The organism is Microbacterium sp. Leaf159 (assembly GCF_001423615.1).
Classification (GTDB): Bacteria; Actinomycetota; Actinomycetes; order Actinomycetales; family Microbacteriaceae; genus Microbacterium.
On the sequence record NZ_LMOU01000002.1, the window covers coordinates 531,385 to 552,051 of the forward strand.

A 20,667-nucleotide genomic window follows, 5' to 3' on the forward strand; every position below is an offset into this window, starting at 1 on the left:
GCTCAGACGGGGCCCCGGGCGACCGGTGTCAGTGCACCCTCGCACTCGACAGGAGACACCATGTCAGTCCCCACTCTTCACTCCGCGGTCACTCTCGACCGTCTCACGTTCACCTGGCCCGACGGCACCCCCGCGCTCGACGCCGTGTCCGGATCCTTCGGCACGGGTCGCACCGGACTCGTCGGCCGCAACGGTGCAGGCAAGTCCACGCTGCTGCGGCTGATGGCGGGCGAGCTTACCCCGACCTCGGGGGTGCTCGCGGCGACCGGCGAGGTCGCCTATCTGCCGCAGCAGCTCACGCTCGACGTCGATCGCAGGGTCGCCGATCTCCTCGGAGTCGCCGTGCCCCTGGACGCCGTCAGGGCGATCGGCGCCGGCGATGTCGATCAGGCGCACTTCGATGCGGTCGGCGACGACTGGGACATCGAGGCACGAGCCGAGATGTCCCTGGCCGAAGCGGGCCTCGCCCCCGAGTTCCTCGACCGCAGGGTCGGCGAACTGTCCGGCGGCGAGGCGGTGCTCGTCGCGATCGCGGGCATCCGTCTTCGGCGCGCGCCGATCACCCTGCTCGACGAGCCGACCAACAACCTCGACCGTGACGCCCGCGCGAAGCTGGCGACGATGGTGAGGTCCTGGAAGGGCACGCTCATCGTGGTCAGCCATGATCTGACACTGCTCGAGCTCATGGATGACACCGCCGAGCTCTACGCCCAGACACTGAGCGTCTTCGGCGGACCGTACTCCGAATGGCGGGCCTGGTTGGATGCCGAGCAGGAGGCGGCGAGACAGGCCGAGGTCACCGCGAAGCAGGAGTTCCGCAAAGAGAAGCGTCAGCGCATCGAGGCGGAGGTGAAGCTCGCTCACCGCTCGCGCACGGCGAAGAAGGCCGAGATCGAGAAGCGGGTGCCGAAGATCATCGCCCACGGCCGCAAGATGGCGGCCGAGGTGTCGGCAGGAAAGCTCCGCACAGAGGTCGGCGCGAAGGAGGATGCCGCTCGCACCGCTCTCGACGAGGCCGGGCGACGCCTGCGATCCGACGCGTCGATGAAGATCGAACTGCCCGATCCGCAGGTGTCCCGCAGTCGTCGCATCGCCACGATCGGCGACGGCGAGCGGTCGTGGATCATCCAGGGCCCGGATCGTGTCGCGCTGATCGGGCGCAACGGCGCGGGCAAGACGACGTTGCTCGAACGGCTCGTGGCGGATGCCGGCGGCGTTCACGATTCAGCACGGATGCCGCCGATCCGCCCGCATGGCGGCGCGGAGGGTGCTCTCGAGGAATCCCTGCTGAATCCGGAACAGCCGTCGACCAGCACGGAACGACCGGAGCTGACGGCGACGGCTCTCACCGATCGCATCGGCTACCTGCCGCAGCGCGTCGACGGGCTCGACGAGAACCGGTCGGTGTTCGAGAACATCGCGGATGCCGCACCTCAGGTGCCCGAGAAGGAGCTGCGCAACCGACTGGCGAGGTTCCTGATCAGAGGGGCCACCGCCGAGAGGCCGGTCGCCGCGCTGTCCGGCGGCGAGCGCTTCCGGGTGGCACTGGCGAAACTGCTGCTGTCTGATCCGGCACCGCATCTCGTGGTGCTCGACGAGCCGACGAACAACCTCGACATCGACACCGTGGATCAGCTCGTCGAGGCGTTGCGCGCCTACCGCGGGGCGGTGCTCGTCGTGAGTCACGACGACGCGTTCCTCGCCAGGCTCGATCTGGACCTCACACTCGAGGTCGACGGCGAGGGCGCACTGAGGAATGCGGGGTGAGGAGCGAGGCTCAGACCAGCCCCGCCTCGTAGGCGAAGATCACCGCCTGCACGCGGTCGCGCAGATCGAGCTTGTGCAGGATGCGGCCGACGTGGGTCTTCACCGTCGATTCCGACACGAAGAGGGCCTCTCCGATCTCGGCGTTACTGAGCCCTTTCGCGATCGCGAGCAGGACGTCCTGCTCGCGATCGGTCAGGACGCTCACCCGCTCGTCGTCCGGCTCCGTCTCCCGGGGCAGCTGGGCGGCGAAGAGATCCAGCATCGCTCTGGTGACGCGCGGAGAGACGAGTGCATCCCCCGCGGCTATCGAGCGGATCGCGGTCATCAGTTGAGCCGGAGGCGTGTTCTTGAGCAGGAATCCGCTCGCTCCCGCGCGCAGGCTTCCGAACGCGTACTCGTCGAGATCGAATGTCGTGAGCACCAGAACCCGGCTGCCGGGAGAGCTGCGGACGATGCGTCGCGTCGCCTCGATGCCGTCCATCTCGGGCATCCGGATGTCCATCAGGATCACATCGGGAGTCAGTTCGGCCGCGAGATGCACGGCTTCCGCGCCAGAAGCCGCCTCTCCGACGACCTGCATCTCGGATTCGGCGTCGAACACCATGCGCATGCCGCGTCGGATCAGCTCGTGGTCGTCGACGATCAGCACTCGGATGGGCTGCGGGTTCATCGCTGCTCCTCTTGTTCGGGTCCACCCTGCTCGGGGATCACGGCACGCACACGCCAGCCGCCGCCCGGCATCGCCCCCGTGTCGACCGTGCCCTCGTAGAGCCGCACCCTCTCGCGGATGCCGATGAGCCCTCGGCCGGAACCGACCGACACCGCTGCGGGGCCGGGCTGCCCGTCGTCGGTCACGTCGATCACCACGTCGGATCCGGCGAAGTCCAGGGTGACGACGACCTCGCGCGGCTCTCTCGCATAGCGGAGGGCATTGGTGAGCGCCTCCTGCACGATCCGGTGGATCGCGTTCTGGAGCGCGGGCGAGACGGGAGGAGACCCGAGCGTGCGCACGGACACCGGCAGCCCTGCCGAACGGAAGGTCTCGACCAGTGCCGGGATCTCCTGCAGGCCCGGATTCGGACGGAGCGGATCGGTCTCCTCCCCCGGCTGCGGATCATCTCCGAGTGCGCCGAGAAGCTGACGCATCTCTCCGAGGGATTGCCTCCCGACGTCGCCGATCTCGCCGATCGCGCTCCGGGAGCGCTGCGGATCCTTCTCCACGAGCGCCCCGGCCCCGTCCGCCAACGACACCATCACGGACAGGCTGTGCGCGACGACGTCGTGGATCTCGCGGGTGATGCGGGCCCGCTCGGCGAGTGTCGCGAGCCGCGCCTGCTGATCGCGCTCACGGGCGAGCTGATTCGCGCGATCGACGATCGCCCCGATGTACCGTCGCCGGTCACCCACGGTGATCCCCATCAACGCCGCGATCAACAGGAAGACGAAGGAGATGAGGTCGATCGGACCGAACGGGAAGGCAGGACGGTCGCGCAGCAGCCCATCCACGAACGGCACGAGCAGTGCGACGACGAGCGTCAGGATGCTGAAGGCGATCCAGCCGCTGCGACTCGATCGGTAGACGAAGACCGCGTAGAGCGCGAGCGCCGCCCCCAGGGGTTCCGCGACGACGCCGAGGATGATCGAGACGACCGCGATCGCCCCGAAGACCGCCACTGCGGCCCAGGGGTGGCGGCGCCGGAACATCAGCGAGGCGCTGCCGACGATCGCGGCTGCCGCCGGGAACACGACGTCGACGCTCGGTGTCCAGACACCCGACGACAGGGGCGTGAGCACCGCCGCGAACATCGCGAGGATCAGATAGACACCGGCCACCACGGAGTCGACGAGCCAGGGATGCCCGTTCCAGAAGCGGCGGACCGCTCCTGCGGGCCGTGGGAGGGCGGCGGTCGCCTCCGAGCCCGACGGTGACTCTGCCATGCAACGACTCTACGCACCCCACCGGATCAGTGCATCGAGACGAGCGAGCGCTCATCCACGTGTGCGCCGATCGCCTCGGTCTGCGCCGCGAGAGGGCGTGTCGACATGTCGGCGGCATCGAGTCCGACCGCATGCGCGGTCGCGAATCCGAGGATCATGAGCCAGCCCATCCCGATCGTCGTGGCGACGAGCTCGAGAATGCTTCCGACGTCGGTGCGGAACTGGAGCAGCGAGAGGATGCCGCCCGCCCCGGCGATCACGGCCGTGGAGATGCCTGCCCCGAGCGACAGCCTGCGCAGCACCGGGCGACCGTCGATGAAGGACGCCTGGAGCATCGCCACTGCGGCGAGCGCGAACGCGAGCACCGCGGCCGTGGTGTGCACGAGATCCTGCCAGGTGAAGGTGTCTCCCACCGGCAGCGGGCACCCCGAGGTGCACGGCACCTGGGAGGCGAGGAGGAACAGCGACGAGGCGATCGCGATGGAGAGGGCCGGCGTCCACAGGCTGAGCACCGGGATGGTCGAGCGGAGTCCGCGAGCCGCCCATGCGACGGCGAACCCGCCGACGGCGAGCAGTATCAGCGCGATCTCGAATGCACCGGCGGTGGGTTCCCCGTCCGCTCCGAGGCCGCTCACGTACAGAGTCCTGTCGGTGCTCAGACGGGCGAGCCAGATGAGCCCGAGGGCCACTCCGACGAGTACGCTGCCGACGATCGCGGCGGCCGCTCGGGTGACGACGAAAGTGGACGGGACGGAGCGGCTGGAGGTATCGGTGGAGGACATACTGCGACGCTAAAATCGCGCCCCCACTCACCGCGTCGGCCTGGGATACCCCCTTCCGGGCGGTGTCGTACTTGAGGATGACCCCCTCAGGGCATGGTCGTCGGCCGGTCTCCTCGTGCGTCCGGCGACAACCGTCGCTCGCGGCGGTCTGAACTCAGGCGCGCCGGCTCCTCATCGCCCGAGTGTGCGCGATCGCGGGGTCGGCGGCGAGCAGTGCGTAGTCCTCGGAGTCGCGAGGCACGAGTGCGACCCGCCCTTCGCCGTCGTGGGCGATGCCCCAGCCGTAGCGCTTGCCGAGCGGTGACGAGCGCAGGCACGGCTGACCCTTCGAGAAGAACGTCTCTCGGGCTGCCGCGTCATCGGGATCGAGTCCGTTGCGCAGCGCGTGGGTCGTGAAGATCACGTCGTCGGAGGTGTGCGTATACGGCTGCTCGGCGATCAATCGATAGTGGAGGGCCGCGATCGTCGGCTTCTCGCCCGTCGGCGGCTCTTCGGCGTGATCGACGGGGCAGTCCTCTGCGACCTCGATGAAGGTGCTCACGTAGTTGGTGGTGTGCGCTGCCATGCCTACAGCATGCCCTCGCCCTCCGACAATGGCGACGCCGATGTCGGTGGCTCGGGTGATGATTGAGGGATGAGCGACGTGCTCGACCGCTTCACCCCTGCCACGCAAGACTGGTTCCGGGGTGCCTTTCCCGCACCCACGCCGGCCCAGGCCGGTGCGTGGAACGCCATCTCGGCAGGCAAGCACGCGCTCGTCGTCGCCCCCACGGGGTCGGGCAAGACCCTCTCGGCGTTCCTCTGGGCCATCGACAGCGTCTTCCGCGAGCGCACGGCGAGCATCGAGCGCGCAGGGAAGAACGAACCCGCAGGGAAGAAGGATCGGAAGACCGACCGCGAGAAAGACGGCTCCCGCACCCGCATCCTCTACATCTCGCCGTTGAAGGCACTCGGCGTCGATGTCGAGCGCAACCTGCGGTCGCCTCTCATCGGCATCGGGCAGTCCGCGCGGCGTCTCGGCGTCGAGGCCCCGGCGGTGACGGTCGGCGTGCGCTCGGGAGACACGACCTCGAGCGATCGCCGCAAGCTCGTGGCCGATCCTCCCGACATCCTCATCACGACCCCCGAGTCGCTCTACCTGATGCTCACGAGCCGCGCGGGCGAGACACTGCGTGACGTGCACACGGTCATCATCGACGAGGTGCACGCGGTCGCCGCGACCAAACGAGGGGCCCACCTCGCGGTGAGTCTCGAACGACTCGACGCACTGCGCCGCTCGCACGGCCACGAAGCCGCCGCACAGCGCATCGGGCTGTCGGCGACGGTCCGCCCGATCGATGAGGTCGCACGCTTCCTCGGCGGTGCCGCCCCTGTCGAGATCGTCGCACCGCCCGCATCGAAGACGTTCGAGCTCGGCGTCGTGGTGCCGATGGACGACATGACGAACCCGCCGCCGCCTCCCGGCGCACCGAAGGATGCCGGCGATGCCGCCGACGCCGAGTACACGGAGGTCACGGGGTCCGTCTGGCCGCACGTGGAGGAGGCGATCGTCGATCGCATCCTCCAGAACAAGTCGACCATCGTGTTCTCGAACTCGCGCCGCCTCGCCGAGCGTCTCACCGGACGACTGAACGAGATCTACTCCGAGCGCATCGGCGTCGCGCTTCCCGAGGCCTCGGTGCCTGCGGCCATGATGGCCCAGGCCGGCGCCACGGCCGGTGCCGACCCCGTGCTCGCCAAGGCCCACCACGGCTCGGTGTCGAAGGAGCAGCGCGCCCTGGTCGAGGAGGAACTCAAATCCGGCGTGCTGCGCTGCGTCGTCGCGACGAGCAGTCTCGAGCTCGGCATCGACATGGGTGCGGTCGATCTGGTGATCCAGGTCGAGGCCCCGCCGTCTGCGGCATCCGGACTGCAGCGCGTCGGACGAGCGGGCCACCAGGTCGGCGAGATCAGCCGCGCGGCGCTCTTCCCCAAGCACCGCGGCGACGTGCTGCACACCGCGATCGTCACCGAGCGGATGCTGGCGGGCAAGATCGAGGCGATCCAGGTGCCTCGCAATCCGCTCGACATCCTCGCCCAACAGACCGTCGCGGCCAGCGCCCTCGGCGAGATCGGCGTCGAGGAGTGGTTCGAGACCGTGCGGCGCTCCGCACCCTTCCAGTCCCTCCCCCGGTCGGCGTACGAAGCGACCCTCGACCTGCTCGCGGGGCGCTTCCCCTCCGATGAGTTCGCCGAGCTGCGCCCTCGTCTCGTGTGGGACAGAGATGCGGGCACGCTCACCGGACGCCCCGGCGCACAGCGCATCGCCGTGACGAGCGGTGGCACGATCCCCGATCGCGGACTGTTCGGGGTGTTCGTGGCCGGCGAATCGACCGGCGCCCGCGTCGGCGAGCTCGACGAGGAGATGGTCTACGAGTCGCGGGTCGGCGACGTCTTCACCCTCGGCACGACGAGCTGGCGCATCGCCGAGATCACGCACGACAGGGTCAACGTCATCCCCGCCTACGGGCAGCCGGGCAAAGTGCCGTTCTGGCACGGCGACGGAATCGGCCGTCCGTTCGAGCTCGGAGAAGCCCTCGGCAGGTTCTCGCGCGAGGTGTCGGCGGCGACGCCTGAGAAGGCGGCGCAGCGGCTGATCGAGGCAGGACTCGACGAGCAGGCGCGGATGAACCTCATGGCGCACCTGACCGAGCAGCGCGAGGCGACGGGCACGCTGCCGACCGACCGCACCCTCACGGTCGAGCGCGGCCACGACGAGGTCGGCGACTGGCGGGTCATCCTGCATTCCCCATACGGCATGAAGGTGCACGCCCCGTGGGCGCTGGCGATCAACGCGCGCATCCGCGAACGCCTCGGAGTCGAGGGGTCGGCCGTGGCGAGCGACGACGGCATCATCGTCCGCATCCCGGATGCCGAGGCCGAGCCGCCCGGCGCCGAGCTGTTCGTGTTCGACCCCGACGAGCTCGAACAGCTGGTCACGCAGGAGGTCGGCGGATCCGCGCTGTTCGCCTCCCGCTTCCGCGAGTGCGCCGCCCGCGCGCTGCTGATGCCGCGCACGAACCCCAACCGTCGTACACCGCTCTGGCAGCAGCGCCAACGTTCGGCGCAGCTGCTCGAGGTGGCCCGCCGGCATCCGACCTTCCCGGTGATCCTCGAGACGCTCCGCGAGGTGCTGCAGGACGTCTACGACCTCCCGTCGCTCCGCAAGCTCGCGGTGTCCATCGCCGACCGCCGCATCCGACTGATCGAGACCCAGCCGTCGCAGCCCTCGCCCTATGCACGCGACCTGCTGTTCGGCTACGTGGGCGCGTTCATGTACGAGGGCGATTCGCCGCTCGCCGAGCGCCGTGCCGCCGCGCTGTCGGTCGACCCCGCGCTTCTCGGAGAGCTGCTCGGCACGGTCGAGCTGCGCGAGCTCCTCGACCCCGACGTCATCGCCCAGTTCGAGCGCGAGGCGCAACGGCTCGACCCCGAGCGCCGGGCACGCGGTCTCGAGGGCGTCGCCGACCTGCTGCGGATGCTCGGCCCCATGGACGCAGCCGAGATCGACGCACGTCTCGACCCCGAGACGGGTTCGGGTTCCGAGCATCTCGACGCGCTGATCGCCGCACGACGCGCGATCCCGGTCACGGTCGCCGGCACCACCAGGGTCGCCGCGATCGAAGACGCCGGCCGTCTGCGCGATGCGCTCGGCGCGGCGCTGCCCACCGGCATCCCGGTCGCGTTCCTCGAACCTCTCGCCGACCCGCTCGGCGACCTGGTCGCGCGCTACGCCCGCACGCACGGCCCGTTCACGACGGATGCCGTCGCTGCGCGCTTCGGGCTCGGCGCCGCCGTCGCGCGCCACACTCTGCAACGACTCGAGCACTCGGGCCGCCTCACCAGCGGCTACTTCCTTCCCGAGGCTTCGGGCTCCGGCAACGAGACCGAATGGTGCGACACCGAGGTGCTGCGCCGTCTGCGGATGCGGTCGCTCGCCGCGATCCGCGGCAGCGTCGAGCCCGTCTCACCCGAGGCGTATGCGCGTTTCCTCCCCGACTGGCAGCACCTGGGGCGCCCCTTGGAAGGGCTCGACGGCGTGCTCACCGTGATCGAGCAGTTCGCCGGTGTCCCGATCCCCGCAAGCGCCTGGGAGTCCCTGGTCCTGCCGTCACGCGTGCGCGATTACTCCCCCGCGCTGCTCGATGAGCTGACCGCCGCAGGAGAGGTCATCTGGTCGGGCCACGGCACGCTGCCCGGTCGCGACGGCTGGGTGTCGCTGCACCCCGCCGATATCGCGCCCTTCACCCTCCCCGAACCCGACGACGAGATCGCCGCCGACTCTCTCGAGGCGCGAGTGCTCGCGGCGCTCGAGGCCGGTGGCGCCTACTTCGCGGCGCAGCTCAAAGACATGGTCGCTGCCGAGAACGAGCAGTCCGTCCTCGAAGCGCTGTGGGCGCTCACCTGGGCAGGACGCGTGACGAACGACACGTTCGCCCCGATCCGGTCGCTGCTCGCGGGAGGCTCGCAGGCGCATCGGGTCACGCGGCGGGCCCCGCGCACGCGCGCCTACCGGGGTATGTCGCTCGCCCGAACGGCACCGCGCCCGTCCTCGATCGGCGGACGCTGGTCGCTGCTCCCCTCCGTCGAGACGGATGCTGCTCGCCGAGCCACCGTCACCGCCGGTCTGCTCCTCGACCGCTACGGCGTCGTCACGCGTGGCGCCGTGCAGGCCGAGGGCGTGCCCGGCGGCTTCGCCCAGACCTACCGCGTGCTCGCCGGTTTCGAGGAGGCGGGGCACTGCCGCCGCGGCTATGTGATCGAACGACTCGGGGCGGCGCAGTTCGCGGCATCCGCCACCGTCGACCGACTTCGCACGTTCGCGGGCCTCGCCGACCCGCCGCCCCGCAAGGCCGTCACGCTCGCCGCGACCGACCCCGCCAACCCCTACGGCGCAGCGCTCGGATGGCCCAAGCGCGACGACGTGTCGCACCGTCCGGGGCGGAAGGCCGGCGGCCTGGTCGTACTCGTCGACGGATCCCTCGTGCTCTATCTCGAACGCGGCGGACGCACGGTGCTGTGCTTCACCGACGACACCGAGGTGCTTCGCGCCGCGGCGACGGACCTGGCCGCGACCGCCCGTGCACGACGCCTCGACACCCTCACGGTCGAGAAGGTCAACGGCGAGGGCGTCTACGGCACCGATCTCGCGCTGGCGCTGCAGGAGGCCGGGTTCGTCGCGACCCCGCGCGGCTACACGCTCCGCAAGGCGATCTGACGGTGCCCGTGACCGCTGCTCCTAGGCTGGACGCATGATCCGGGAGTTCTTCGACGGCATCCGCACTCTGCTGCGCGGCTTCGGCACCTGGCGTCGCCGTCCGGGCCTCATGGCACTGGGCCTCGTACCCGGCGTCATCGCCGGTGCCGTGCTGCTCACGGCGCTCGTGCCTCTCGCCTTCTCGCTCCCCACGATCGCCGACGCACTGACACCGTTCGCCGACGGGTGGATCCCCGCCTGGCGCTCCGCACTCCGGGCGGCCGTCGGCATCGTCGTCTTCGTCGCGGCGCTCGCGCTCACGAGCGCCGTGTTCAGTGCCCTCGCCCTGGCGATCGGCGACCCGTTCTATCAGCGCATCTGGCGAGCCGTCGAGACGGATCTCGGCGACGCCCCCGCCACGGACGGCGGCGGCTTCTGGATGGCGGTGGGCGAAGGCCTACGGCTGGTGGTCCTCGGCATCCTGATCGCGCTCTTCGTGCTGCTCCTCGGGCTCGTCCCCCTCGTCGGCGGATTCCTCGCGGCGGTGACGGGCGTCGTGCTCTCCGGGCGGATGCTGGCGCGCGAGCTCACGAGCCGCGCCTTCGACGCGCGCGACCTCACCCCTGCCGACCGCGCGACGCTGTTCCGCGGCAGCAGGGCGCGGGTGCTCGGGTTCGGCGTCGCGACGCAGCTGTGCTTCCTGATCCCCGGCGGCGCGGTGGCGGTCATGCCGGCCGCCGTGGCCGGAGCGACGACGCTCGCCCGCACCATGCTGCAGCGCACGCCCCTGCAGGCGGTCGGATACACGACTCCCCCGCCTCCCGCGCCGGGCTCCCGTTCGGCGCCGCTCCCCCCGCCTCCCGCATCCGTCACACCCCCCGCACCGCTTCTCCCGCCGCAGGCGGCTCCGCCGCCTCCTGGGCCAGGACGCGTCTGATGCCCGAGGGCGACACCGTCTTCCGCGCGGCCAGACGTCTCGACGAGGCCCTGGTCGGCGGCGAGGTCAGCCGCTTCGACCTGCGCGTCCCCCGCTTCGCGACTCTCGATCTGACCGGGCAGCCGATCGTCTCGTCGATCGCGCGGGGCAAGCACCTGCTGCTGCGCATCGGCGACAGCACCCTGCATTCCCATCTGCGCATGGACGGCGCGTGGCTCGTCTACCGCGCAGGCGAGAAGTGGCGGCATCCGGCGTTCAAGGTGCGGGCGATCGTCGGAACAGCCGAGCGCGAGGCCGTGGGCATCGACCTCGCCGAGATCGAGGTCGTACCGACCCGCGACGAAGACGACCTCGTCGGATATCTGGGTCCTGACCCGCTCGGTCCGGACTGGGATGCTGCCGAGGCGGCGCGACGCCTGGGCGGTGACGAGCGCAGCATCCACGTCGCCCTGCTCGATCAGCGGAACGTGGCCGGCTTCGGCAACGAATACGCGGCGGAGCTCCTGTTCCTCCGCGGAATCCTGCCGACGACGCCCACCCCAGAGGTAGACGTCGCGGCCCTCCTCGACCTCGGCGTGCGCACGATCCGCACCAATCGGGACCGCCGGCATCGCACCTTCACAGGGGTCGACCGCCCCGGCCAGGGGACGTGGGTCTACGGCCGTGCCGGGCGCCCCTGCAGGCGGTGCGGAACCGTCATCCGCCGCGGTGAGCAGGGCGCGGATCCGACCCGCGAACGCATCACTTTCTGGTGCCCTGTGTGCCAGCGCTGACCCGAATCCATGCTCGGGAAGACCCGCATCCATGCTCGGGAATGAATCCGGGGGTCCTGTGGTTATTGATATATCCGGAGAACTCCGGAACACGGGGAGGAATCGTGGGCAAGAACTACGTCGACATCGAGAACGACCAGGGCGCGACGCTGCGGTACCGCAAGCACGCGAACGGCCGCGGTCTCGTCGCGCATGGCGCGAAGGTCCATCCGAAGGCGCACATCGAAGCGGGCGCGTACATCGAACCCGGCGCGCGCATCGGCGCAGGGGCGACCATCGCCCGCGGCGCCTGGATCGAACCGGATGCCGTGATCGGCGAGGGTGCGCACGTCGACGCGCACGCACACATCGGGCAGGGTGCCGCCGTCGGTGACGGCGCGCACATCGGCGTCCGCACCGAGGTCGGAGCCGGAGCACGCATCGTCCGCGGCGCGCGCATCGGCGACGACGAGACGGTGGCGGCCGGCCTGACCGTCGCCACCAACCAGAAGGGGCTCTGGCTCGCAGCCTGACCCCGCCGGCGTCGCCGACCACCCATGCCCGCCGTGACGCCGACATCTGGCGCGCCGCATCCGGCGGGTACCCTGGTGAACATGGCGACTCAGGGACGACGACCGGCTGGACGCGCCGGCAAGGGTTCGCCCGTGCGCCGCAACAGGGCAGCACCGGCGCAGCGGTTCCCGCCTCCCAAGCCGCCGAAGAAGACCGCCAAGGTGGTCTTCGATGCCCCCGAGGCCGCACCCGAGGAGCCCCGCACGTTCCGTCTCGGCGTCGTGCCGGGGGCCACGCCGGGCAAGTGGATCGACGCGTGGAAGCGCCGGATGCCGCACGTCCCGCTCGAGCTCGAGCCGATCGAGGTCGCAACCCAGTCCGAGGCCATCCGTGACCTCGACGCCGCGATCGTGCGTCTGCCTCTCGAGGACGACTCGCTGCACCTGATCACCCTGTACGACGAGGTGCCCGTCGTCGTGGCGTCCATCGAGTCGCACCTGCTCGCAGCTGACGAGCTGACCATCGCGGATCTCGCCGGCGAGATCGTGATGACCCCGATCGACGATCCGCTCGGTCCTCTCGACATCCCCGGCGCCGTCGCACCGACCTTCGCACCTCTTCCGGTGGCCGACGCCATCGTGACCGCGGCAGCCGGCACGGGCGTCGTGATCGTCCCGATGTCGCTGGCCCGGCTGCATCATCGCAAGGATGTGGGTCAACGCCCGCTCGTCGACGGGCCCGTGTCGACCGTGGCACTCGCCTGGCGTCGCGAGCACACGACCCCCGACGTCGAGGCCTTCATCGGGATCGTCCGCGGCCGCACCACGAACTCTTCTCGGTGACGATGCGGGGTCGACACCGGCACGACACCGTGACGGCTCCGTGACGCCGTCGACATCGACCCCGTCGCGTCGTCGTTAGACTCTCGTGGTGGTCTCGCTTCTCTATGTCTGTGTGCGCCCCGAACTCGGGGCGGCGGATGCCGAGCACGCCTCGTTCCGACGGGCGCTCGGCGTCGACGTCGTCGACCGCCTCGATCTGCTCACCGAGCGCCTCGATCCTGCACGCCTCGCGCGCTACAGCGGCGTCGTGGTCGGCGGCTCGCCCTTCAACGTGAGCGACGAGCACAAGTCCCCGGTGCAGCTGCGGGTCGAGGCCGACCTCGAGCAGATCGCCCGCCGGTCGATCGCCGGCGAGATCGCGGCGTTCTTCACCTGCTTCAGCATCGGCGTCGTGACGCGGATGCTCGGCGGTGAGGTCACCTCCGAAACCCCCGAGTCCGCGAGCGCCACCGTGATCTCGACGACCGCTGCGGGCGCCGCCGATCCGGTCTTCGGGCCGAGCTCCCCCGCGCTCACCGTCTTCACGGCACACAAGGAGAGCGCTGCCGCCGTACCCGAGGGTGCCGTGCTGCTCGCCACGAACGCCACCTGCCCCGTGCAGGCGTACCGCGTGGGGACACACCTCTACACGGCGCAGTTCCACCCCGAACCCACGCCGCGCGACTTCGCCGACCGCATGACGTTCTACCGCACCACCGGCTACTTCGACCCCGACGAGTTCGACCTCGTGCAGGGGCAGGTGCTCTCGGCATCCGTCACCGAGGGCGCAGCGCTCCTGCGCCGGTTCGCGCAGACGTTCGCCACGGCCTAGCCCGGCGCCTCACGACCTGGACGCGGCCTAGCCGCGCAGCAACTCCACCCGCTCGCGCAGGTATGCCTCCAACGGCATCCATCCGCCTGCGGTGCTCCAGTGCACCGACGGCACGCCCTCGATCAGCTTCAGGGGCCCGGATTCGCCGCCCGCGTCGACGGCATCCACGTCGATCACCGTCCACCCGATGTGCGCGACCTCGCCCTCACCGAAGCCTCCGCGCAGCGCGAGTGCCCGCCGCGCGGCGCGCTCGCGTGCGGACTCCGCCGTGTACCCGCGCCGACCGGGGTCGGCGGCGCGCAGCACCTCGGCCGTCGCGAGCGCATGGGTCTCGGTGAGCAGCAGCACACCGAGGTGCCAGGCCTCCCCGACGCGGACGATCCGCTGACCGCGCCAGCGCGAGTCCCGCTCCTCGCCGAGCCCTTCCTTCGGCAGGCCTGCCAGGTCGGTCACGGCCTGTGTGAGCAGTGCGGATGCCGTCGTCACAGCTCCCCCTGGGGTGTCTCTCGCACCAGCTTCGGGTCGACGAGCCGCGCCGCGTCGCCGCGGATCACCATGCCGATCAGCGGGAACAGGAGCACCGACAGCATCCCCGCCCCGACGAGGGCTGCAGCGGTGCCGGTGTCGATCATGTCGTGGTCCACACCGATCGCCGTCACCGCGACGATGATCGGCAGGCCGGTGGCTGCCAGCAGTCCGAGTGCGGTGCGATCCTTCAGGGTCGCGCGCGGTGGCGCGGAGAGCTGCGCCGTCGATCCACGGAGCACGAGCAGCGCGACGACGAAGAGGGGCAGCATCAGCATCGCCGACGACGAGGTCACGAGTGCTTCGAGGTCGAAGTTCACGCCGGTGTAGAGGAAGAAGATCGGCACCAGGAAGCCGAAGGCGATCGCCTCGATCTTGGTCTCCATCGCCTCGGCATCCTTCTTCGGCGCCCTGGCCATGATGATCCGCCAGATCGCACCGGCGACGAAGGCACCGAGGAGCATGTCGAGATCGAGCATGACACTGAGGCCGACGAGGGCGGCGACCAGCAGCAGCACGAACCTCACACCGAACTGGTCGGAGGTGTGCAGCGTCGCGCGCACGAACGCGTGCAGGCGTCCGTGCGACACCCGATGCGCCATGAACACCGCGAGACCCGCGAGAACCACGAAGGCGAGCAGCACCGCCGTGGCGAGAGGGGTGGTGCGCGTGCTGAGGAAGAGCGAGATCGCGATCAGCGGCAGGAACTCGCCGGTCGCACCGATCACCGTGACCGCGCGACCGAACGGGGTGTCCGTCTCCTTCGCGTCGCGCAGGATCGGCATCAGGGTGCCGAGCGCCGTGGAGCTGAGGGCGATCGCGATCACGACCATCCCCTCGCCCGGAGCGAGCGCGAACCCGATGACGAGGCCCAGCACCACGCTGATGACCCACCCGATCGAGGCGCGCGCCAGCGGCCTGCCTGCCACCGCCCGGAAGTCGATCTCCGACCCTGCCACGAAGAACAGCAGCGCCAGACCGAAGTCGCTGAGCTTCTCGAGGATCTCCGTCGGCTCGACCCAGCCGAGCACGGCCGGGCCCACGAGGATCCCGAGGACGAGTTCGAAGACGATGATCGGCACGCGGATGACGGGACGTATGCCGCGCGCGAGCAGCGGCGCTGCCACAGCGAGCAGCGGGATCAGCACCAGTCCGAGATCGCCCGCGTTCACAGTCTCAGAGTAGCGAGAGTGCGCTCGCGATTCGCCCCGGGGTCGCATGCACGGCAGAATCGATGCACACCCCCGAGGAGCCCCCATGTCTCAGCCCGACACCGCCCGCCTGCTCATCGCCTGCGACGACCAGCCCGGCATCGTCGCCGCGGTCGCCGGAGTGCTCGCAGCGCACGGCGCGAACATCATCTCGCTCGACCAGCATTCGACCGACTCCGAGGGTGGCCGGTTCTTCCAGCGCACCGTGATCCACCTGCCCGGCCTGTCGGCCGCCCGCGTCGCTCTCGAGGCCGACCTCGCACAGGTCGGCGAGCGGTTCGGCATGGAGTGGTCCCTGCACGACACCGCCCGGCGCAAGCGCGTCGCGATCTTCGTGTCGAAGTACGACCACTGCCTGATGGAGCTCCTGTGGCGCACGCAGCGCGGCCAGCTCGACATCGACATCACCATGGTCGTGTCCAACCACCCCGATCTCGCGGAGTCGGTGCGTTCGTTCGGCGTGCCTTTCGTGCACATCCCCTCGGGCGACAAGGAGACGATGGAGCAGCGTCAGCTCGATCTGCTGCGCGGCAACGTCGATCTCGTGGTGCTCGCACGCTACATGCAGATCCTCACCGACGGCTTCATCGAGGGCCTCGGCGCACCGGTCATCAACATCCACCACTCGTTCCTGCCCGCATTCATCGGCGCGAACCCCTACGCCCGTGCGAAAGACCGCGGCGTCAAGCTGATCGGGGCGACCGCGCACTACGCGACCGCCGACCTCGACGAGGGACCGATCATCGAGCAGGACGTGACCCGAGTCACGCACTCCGAGTCGGCCGCCGACCTGCAGAGCCGCGGCGCAGACGTCGAGCGCCTGGTGCTCGCGCGCGCCGTGCAGTGGCATGCCGAGGACCGCGTGATCGTGCACGGGCGCTCGACGGTGATCCTCTAGCGAGCCGGAGCACGCGTCGCTGCGGCGCTGCCGCGCTGCGTCACACCGAGCCGATCACGTCGACAGCGAGCCCGCGCGAAGCGGTCGCCAGTCGCTTGTCGTTCGTCCAGAGTTCCGTGCACTCGGAGAGCTGAGCGGCGGCGAGATGCACCGCATCGGGCGTCTTGAGCCTGAAGTCGGCGCACAGCTCAGCGGCCCGGACGAACACGGCCACATCGAGATCGACGACCTCGATCCGGTCGAACAGCGCCAGGTAGCGGTCCCGCACCTCGAGGTTGCGTTCGCGCAGAGGTCCGACGAGACATTCCTGCAGGGCGAGCGGGCTGGATCCCACCGGCGAGTCGACCGCGGTGAGCGCCTTTCGCACCGCGTCGCCGCGTGGGCCGAAGTCCTCGAGAGCATAGATGAGTATGCACGAGTCGAGATAGATCATTCCCAGGAGTCCCGGCTGTCATCGATCTGAGCATCGAGCTCGGGCGCTGCACGGCTGAGTCGCTCCGGAAGGGGGTTCTCTTCGATCCATTCGACGAGAAGCCGTCCGCTTCGCACCACGTCGACCGGACCGACAGGAACGATTCTGGCCACGGGCGTTCCCCGCTTGGTGATGACGACGTCCGCCCCGGCCTGCGATTCGGCGATCAGTCGGGAGAGGCTGTTCCGGGCCTCCAGCACGTTGTGCGTTGACATGAGGCCATTCTAGCCAGGTTCCTAGCCAGGTTCAATTGTCAGGACCCGGCTCAGGGGCCCTCGGGCACTCCCTCGAGCATCTCGGCGAACGCCTCGGCCGCCGTCGGATAGTCGGCGAGCGGCGCCCCCTGGCCCATCCACAGCGACTGCAGCTCGCCGAGGTTCTGCTGACCTGCCGCCGTGCGGAACTGCCCGGTGAGCCAGTTCTGCATCGGGAACGGGGCGATCATGCCGCCGGCCTCGATGGCGCGCACGACCCTGTTGCGGGCACCGCGGGCGAGACGTCCGCTCATGGCGCGGGTGAGCACGGTGCCGTCGGCGGCGGTGGATCGGATCGCGTCCCGGTGAGCGTCGTTCGCGGCGGACTCCGCCGTCGCGAGGAAAGCGGTCCCGACCTGCACCCCCGAGGCTCCGAGCGCGAAAGCCGCCGCGACACCGCGCCTGTCGGCGATCCCACCGGCCGCGATCACGGGCACGTCGACCGCGTCGACGACCTGCGGAATGAGAGCGAACGTCCCTACGAGCGATTCCTCGGGCGGGCGCAGGAACGACACCCGGTGGCCTCCCGCCTCCGACCCGGTCGCGACGATGGCGTCGACCCCGACCTCGGCGAGGGCTGTGGCTTCGGCGACGGTCGTGGCGGCTCCCACGACCCGGATGCCCCGGCGATGCGCCTCATCGACGATCTCGACCGAGGGCACACCGAACACGGTGCTGAGCACAGGCGGAGCCGACTCCCAGATGGCGTCGAGCTGCTCGTCGAGCGGGGGCAGATAGCGCTCCGGCCGGCTCGGGACCTCGACGCCCACCGCCTCGTAGAAGGGCTCGAGCGCCTGAGCGAACACGGTGTGCTGCGGGTTGGGTGCGACCTCATCGCCGGTGGGCAGCCAGATGTTGACGGCGAACGGACGAGACGTCGCCTCGCGCAGAGCGGTCACGGTCGAGCGGATGCGGTCGCCGTCGTAGCCGTAGAGACCGTAGCCGCCGAGCCCTCCGGACTCGCTGACCGCCGCGGTCAGGGCGACCGAGGACAATCCGCCGAACGGGCCGAGGAAGATCGGATGCTCGATGCCGAGCAGCTCACGCACGTCAGTCATGCTTCGAGGCTAGCGCCGCCGGGATGCTCGAGGGCAGGCGCCAACAGTCGATCCTGCTCCCAGATCCCGGTGTTACGCTCGCTGTGAAGGAGGCGCGCATGAGCGAGTGGTTCGGGCAGATGCTCGCCTTCGTCGCGTCCGCGCTCGGGGTCGTCACGGTGCCGGATGCCGCCACCCTCGGTCTCGCGATCGCGTTGATCGCCCTGACGACGCTCACCATCGTCGTCGCGCTCAGCGTCGCACCGCTCTCGCCGAGCACTGCTCCGCATCCGCTGCGGGCGATCGACGTCTCGACGCTGCTCGCCCAGAGCGATCCTGATGCCGCCGGTCACCCGCGCCCTCGTGCGCCGGGAGTCGCCGTTCCCGCGTAGCCCGTCCTCGTACGGGACTGCGCGGCTTTCGCCGACCCTTCCCGACACACGAACGGACAACCATGGACATCTTCGCCTTCCCTCCCCTGACCGCCCTCCTCGATGCCGCCTACGGCGCTCTCGCGGGACTCGCCTCCTTCCTCGAACCCCTTGCGGGTGCATCCTCCGCCGCCCTCGCCGTGGTGCTCGTCACGCTCCTCGTGCGCGCCCTGCTGATCCCCGTGGGGTTCTCGCAGGCCAAGGCCGAGCAGACGAGAGCGCGACTCGCGCCTCGATTGCGCGAGCTGCAACGACGCCACAAGAAGAACCCCGAGCGGCTGCAGAAGGAGATGCTCGAGCTCTACCGCTCCGAGAACACGTCTCCTTTCGCCGGCATGCTGCCGGTGCTCGCGCAGGCGCCGGTGGTGGGCCTGCTGTACACGCTCTTCATCCGCCCCGAGATCGCCGGGCACCCCAACGACCTGTTGACGCATGATCTGTTCGGCGCTCCCCTGGGCACGAGCCTCGTCTCGTCGGTGTTCGGCGGCACCGCATCACCGTCGACCCTGCTGGTGTTCGGCGTGCTGATCGTCATCATGCTCGTCGTCGCCGACATCACGCGTCGCGTCTTCACACCGGCGCCGATCGAGGGCGACTCTCCACTGAACTCCCCGACCATGCTGCGCGTCACCAGCGCGCTGCATTACCTGACGGCGGTGTTCGCGGTGTTCGTGCCGCTCGCCGCGGCGCTCTACCTCACGGTCACGGTCGTGTGGACCCTCGTGCAGCGCACGCTGCTGCGCCGCCGCTATCCTCTTCCCGTACCTGCGGTGGTCGCCGCCTGACGCGCGACCGTGGTCACTCCGGCAGCGGGATCGGCGCGGTGAACGGCCCGGTCTCGTCGTCGGGGTCCGCCCCGTCGCGGCGGTCGGACTCGGCATCCGCTCGGCGTCGCTGTCGACGCACACCGAGCGTGGTGCCGACACTGGCCGCGACGACGAGGGCGATCGCGAGCATCCGCAGCGGGGTCGCGCTCTGTCCGAGGATCAGCCAGCCGGCGAGCGTCGCGAACGCGGGCTCGAGACTCAGCAGCACGCCGAACACGCGCTGCGGCAGACGGCGGAGTGCGGCGAGCTCGAAGCTGTAGGGGATGACCGACGACAGCACGGCGGTGATCGCGGCGAGCAGCAGCAGCTGCATGTCGCCGGCGACCGTGACGGCTGCGGGAACACCGACCGGGATCAGCAGCACGGCGGCCACGACGAGCCCCACCGCGAGGCCGCTGCTTCCGGGGATGATCGCGCCCACACGGGCGCTCATCCTGATGTACATGGCCCAGAAGCCGGCCGCGATCAGGATGAACACGAGGCCGAGCGGATCCAGCGGCTCGGAGCCGATCAGTCCGTCGACGCCCAGCAGCACCATGCCGAGCAGAGCGACGCCGACCCAGGCGGCGTCCGCGAGACGCCGGGTGAGCACCGCGGCGAGCACGAGAGGGCCGAGGAACTCGATCGCGACGGCGGGCCCGAGCGGGATGCGGTCGATCGCGGCGTAGAAGAACCCGTTCATGCCCGCGAGCGACAGCCCGAAGAACACGGCGGCGATCCACTGCGACCGGTTCCAGCGGATCGGGCGCGGCCGGACGATGACGACCAGCAGCAGAGCGGCGATCGCCACGCGCAGCGACGTCACGCCCCACGGGCCGAGCACGGGGAAGAGCTGCGCTGCGACGGCGGCACCGAACGGCAGCGAGAGGCAGGAGCAGACGACGAGAGCGACGCCCACGAGAGGACGGGACGACGCGGACTGCTGCACCCACCCAGCCTACGGGCCGGTCAGGTGCGCCCGAAGACGGACAGGCTGATCAGACGGGCGGCGCCGCCGGGACGTCATCGGCCGCCTGAGCGGAACCGGAAGCCTCCTGCGGCTCGGGCACGAGGTACAGACCGCTGGGCGCGTTGGCGGTGAAGGCCAGCGCCTCGATCCACGCCCTGTTGATCGACGGCTGCCGGCTGCCGAAGTACTTGAAGACGAGCGAGCTGCCCGGTTGCACCCACACGGTGGTGCGGCCACCGCCGACACTGGAGTCCTCGCGCCAGCTGAAGGGGAAGGGTTCAGCCCTGCGGAGCTTCGCCGTGATGACGAGCTGCAGGTGGGTGAGCGCGCGATCCTCGATCTCGGTCTTCACGCTGCCCTCGTAGATGAACTTGCCCATGCAGCCCTCTCCTCCCATGTTCCAGGTGCATCGCATCGATCATAAGGGGAAGAAATGACACGATTCCCACCGGACGGTCGGATGGCGATCACGGCTCGTCCGTGGG

General features: G+C 70.0%; 21 protein-coding genes. 10 read left to right on the forward strand and 11 right to left on the reverse strand.

Annotation, left to right across the window (positions count from 1 at the left end):
• Positions 1-60 precede the first annotated feature (60 nt).
• On the forward strand, positions 61-1,767 hold the full coding sequence (locus ASF80_RS16210; RefSeq protein ID WP_056312999.1) for an ABC-F family ATP-binding cassette domain-containing protein: 1,707 nt from the start codon (positions 61-63) through the stop codon (positions 1,765-1,767).
• 10 nt (positions 1,768-1,777) lie between these two features.
• On the opposite strand, the gene ASF80_RS16215 is transcribed toward ASF80_RS16210, so the two are convergent.
• The 4 genes from ASF80_RS16215 to ASF80_RS16230 form a co-directional block, all read right to left on the reverse strand.
• Positions 1,778-2,437, reverse strand: coding sequence for a response regulator (locus ASF80_RS16215; RefSeq protein WP_056313001.1), 660 nt, complete (start codon positions 2,435-2,437; stop codon positions 1,778-1,780).
• Positions 2,434-3,705 carry a sensor histidine kinase gene (locus ASF80_RS16220; RefSeq protein WP_056313002.1) on the reverse strand — a complete coding sequence of 424 codons (1,272 nt, stop codon included), beginning with the start codon at positions 3,703-3,705 and terminating at the stop codon, positions 2,434-2,436. The genes ASF80_RS16215 and ASF80_RS16220 overlap by 4 nt, the downstream gene beginning before the upstream one ends.
• 26 nt (positions 3,706-3,731) lie before the next feature.
• Positions 3,732-4,487: a DUF998 domain-containing protein gene (locus tag ASF80_RS16225; RefSeq protein ID WP_157521105.1), complete on the reverse strand. Its 756-nt coding sequence runs from the start codon at positions 4,485-4,487 to the stop codon at positions 3,732-3,734.
• Between the two features lie 154 nt (positions 4,488-4,641).
• Positions 4,642-5,052 carry a DUF6157 family protein gene (locus ASF80_RS16230; protein WP_056313003.1) on the reverse strand — a complete coding sequence of 137 codons (411 nt, stop codon included), beginning with the start codon at positions 5,050-5,052 and terminating at the stop codon, positions 4,642-4,644.
• Between the two features lie 69 nt (positions 5,053-5,121).
• Here ASF80_RS16230 and ASF80_RS16235 point away from each other — a divergent pair, with 69 nt between their 5' ends.
• The 6 genes from ASF80_RS16235 (at position 5,122) to ASF80_RS16260 (ending at position 13,578) form a co-directional block, all read left to right on the forward strand.
• Entirely contained in the window at positions 5,122-9,744 is a 4,623-nt protein-coding gene (locus tag ASF80_RS16235) for an ATP-dependent helicase (protein ID WP_056313005.1), read from the forward strand.
• 34 nt (positions 9,745-9,778) lie between these two features.
• The gene (locus tag ASF80_RS19530; protein ID WP_268776038.1) at positions 9,779-10,660 is read left to right on the forward strand and encodes an EI24 domain-containing protein; all 882 of its coding nucleotides are present in this window, start codon (positions 9,779-9,781) and stop codon (positions 10,658-10,660) included.
• Positions 10,660-11,433 (forward strand): DNA-formamidopyrimidine glycosylase family protein, encoded by a 774-nt coding sequence (locus ASF80_RS16245; RefSeq protein ID WP_056313007.1) that lies wholly within the window; start codon positions 10,660-10,662, stop codon positions 11,431-11,433. The genes ASF80_RS19530 and ASF80_RS16245 overlap by 1 nt, the downstream gene beginning before the upstream one ends.
• 104 nt (positions 11,434-11,537) lie before the next feature.
• Entirely contained in the window at positions 11,538-11,945 is a 408-nt protein-coding gene (locus tag ASF80_RS16250; RefSeq protein ID WP_056313010.1) for a DapH/DapD/GlmU-related protein, read from the forward strand.
• A gap of 81 nt (positions 11,946-12,026) precedes the next feature.
• Entirely contained in the window at positions 12,027-12,767 is a 741-nt protein-coding gene (locus tag ASF80_RS16255) for a LysR substrate-binding domain-containing protein (protein WP_056313666.1), read from the forward strand.
• Positions 12,768-12,855: 88 nt separating this feature from the next.
• Positions 12,856-13,578: a glutamine amidotransferase-related protein gene (locus ASF80_RS16260; protein ID WP_056313012.1), complete on the forward strand. Its 723-nt coding sequence runs from the start codon at positions 12,856-12,858 to the stop codon at positions 13,576-13,578.
• Between the two features lie 27 nt (positions 13,579-13,605).
• On the opposite strand, the gene ASF80_RS16265 is transcribed toward ASF80_RS16260, so the two are convergent.
• Complete coding sequence (locus tag ASF80_RS16265) at positions 13,606-14,064, reverse strand: hypothetical protein (RefSeq protein ID WP_056313014.1); 459 nt, start codon at positions 14,062-14,064, stop codon at positions 13,606-13,608.
• The gene (locus ASF80_RS16270; RefSeq protein ID WP_056313668.1) at positions 14,061-15,275 is read right to left on the reverse strand and encodes a cation:proton antiporter; all 1,215 of its coding nucleotides are present in this window, start codon (positions 15,273-15,275) and stop codon (positions 14,061-14,063) included. Before ASF80_RS16270 ends, ASF80_RS16265 begins: the two co-directional genes overlap by 4 nt.
• An 85-nt stretch (positions 15,276-15,360) precedes the next feature.
• Between ASF80_RS16270 and purU the strand changes: the two genes are divergently transcribed.
• A complete protein-coding gene (gene purU / locus ASF80_RS16275) occupies positions 15,361-16,212 on the forward strand; it encodes a formyltetrahydrofolate deformylase (protein WP_056313016.1) in 852 nt (283 codons plus the stop codon).
• Positions 16,213-16,252: 40 nt separating this feature from the next.
• Here the strand turns inward: purU and ASF80_RS16280 are convergent, their stop codons facing one another.
• Genes ASF80_RS16280 through ASF80_RS16290 form a run of 3 tightly spaced genes read right to left on the reverse strand, consistent with a single transcriptional unit; the run spans position 16,253 to position 17,996 of the window.
• Positions 16,253-16,645, reverse strand: a complete 393-nt coding sequence (locus tag ASF80_RS16280; RefSeq protein ID WP_056313018.1) for a type II toxin-antitoxin system VapC family toxin — start codon at positions 16,643-16,645, stop codon at positions 16,253-16,255.
• Entirely contained in the window at positions 16,642-16,899 is a 258-nt protein-coding gene (locus ASF80_RS16285; protein ID WP_056313020.1) for a type II toxin-antitoxin system Phd/YefM family antitoxin, read from the reverse strand. The genes ASF80_RS16280 and ASF80_RS16285 overlap by 4 nt, the downstream gene beginning before the upstream one ends.
• Positions 16,900-16,949: 50 nt before the next feature.
• On the reverse strand, positions 16,950-17,996 hold the full coding sequence (locus tag ASF80_RS16290; protein ID WP_056313022.1) for an NAD(P)H-dependent flavin oxidoreductase: 1,047 nt from the start codon (positions 17,994-17,996) through the stop codon (positions 16,950-16,952).
• Between the two features lie 98 nt (positions 17,997-18,094).
• Here ASF80_RS16290 and ASF80_RS16295 point away from each other — a divergent pair, with 98 nt between their 5' ends.
• Together ASF80_RS16295 and ASF80_RS16300 are read left to right on the forward strand one after the other, a co-directional pair.
• The gene (locus ASF80_RS16295) at positions 18,095-18,367 is read left to right on the forward strand and encodes a DUF6412 domain-containing protein (protein WP_056313024.1); all 273 of its coding nucleotides are present in this window, start codon (positions 18,095-18,097) and stop codon (positions 18,365-18,367) included.
• A gap of 62 nt (positions 18,368-18,429) precedes the next feature.
• Positions 18,430-19,191 carry a YidC/Oxa1 family membrane protein insertase gene (locus tag ASF80_RS16300; RefSeq protein ID WP_056313026.1) on the forward strand — a complete coding sequence of 254 codons (762 nt, stop codon included), beginning with the start codon at positions 18,430-18,432 and terminating at the stop codon, positions 19,189-19,191.
• Positions 19,192-19,204: 13 nt separating this feature from the next.
• Here the strand turns inward: ASF80_RS16300 and ASF80_RS16305 are convergent, their stop codons facing one another.
• Complete coding sequence (locus ASF80_RS16305; protein ID WP_056313029.1) at positions 19,205-20,161, reverse strand: EamA family transporter; 957 nt, start codon at positions 20,159-20,161, stop codon at positions 19,205-19,207.
• A 49-nt stretch (positions 20,162-20,210) separates the two neighbouring features.
• Complete coding sequence (locus tag ASF80_RS16310; RefSeq protein ID WP_056313031.1) at positions 20,211-20,561, reverse strand: hypothetical protein; 351 nt, start codon at positions 20,559-20,561, stop codon at positions 20,211-20,213.
• Positions 20,562-20,667 lie beyond the last annotated feature (106 nt).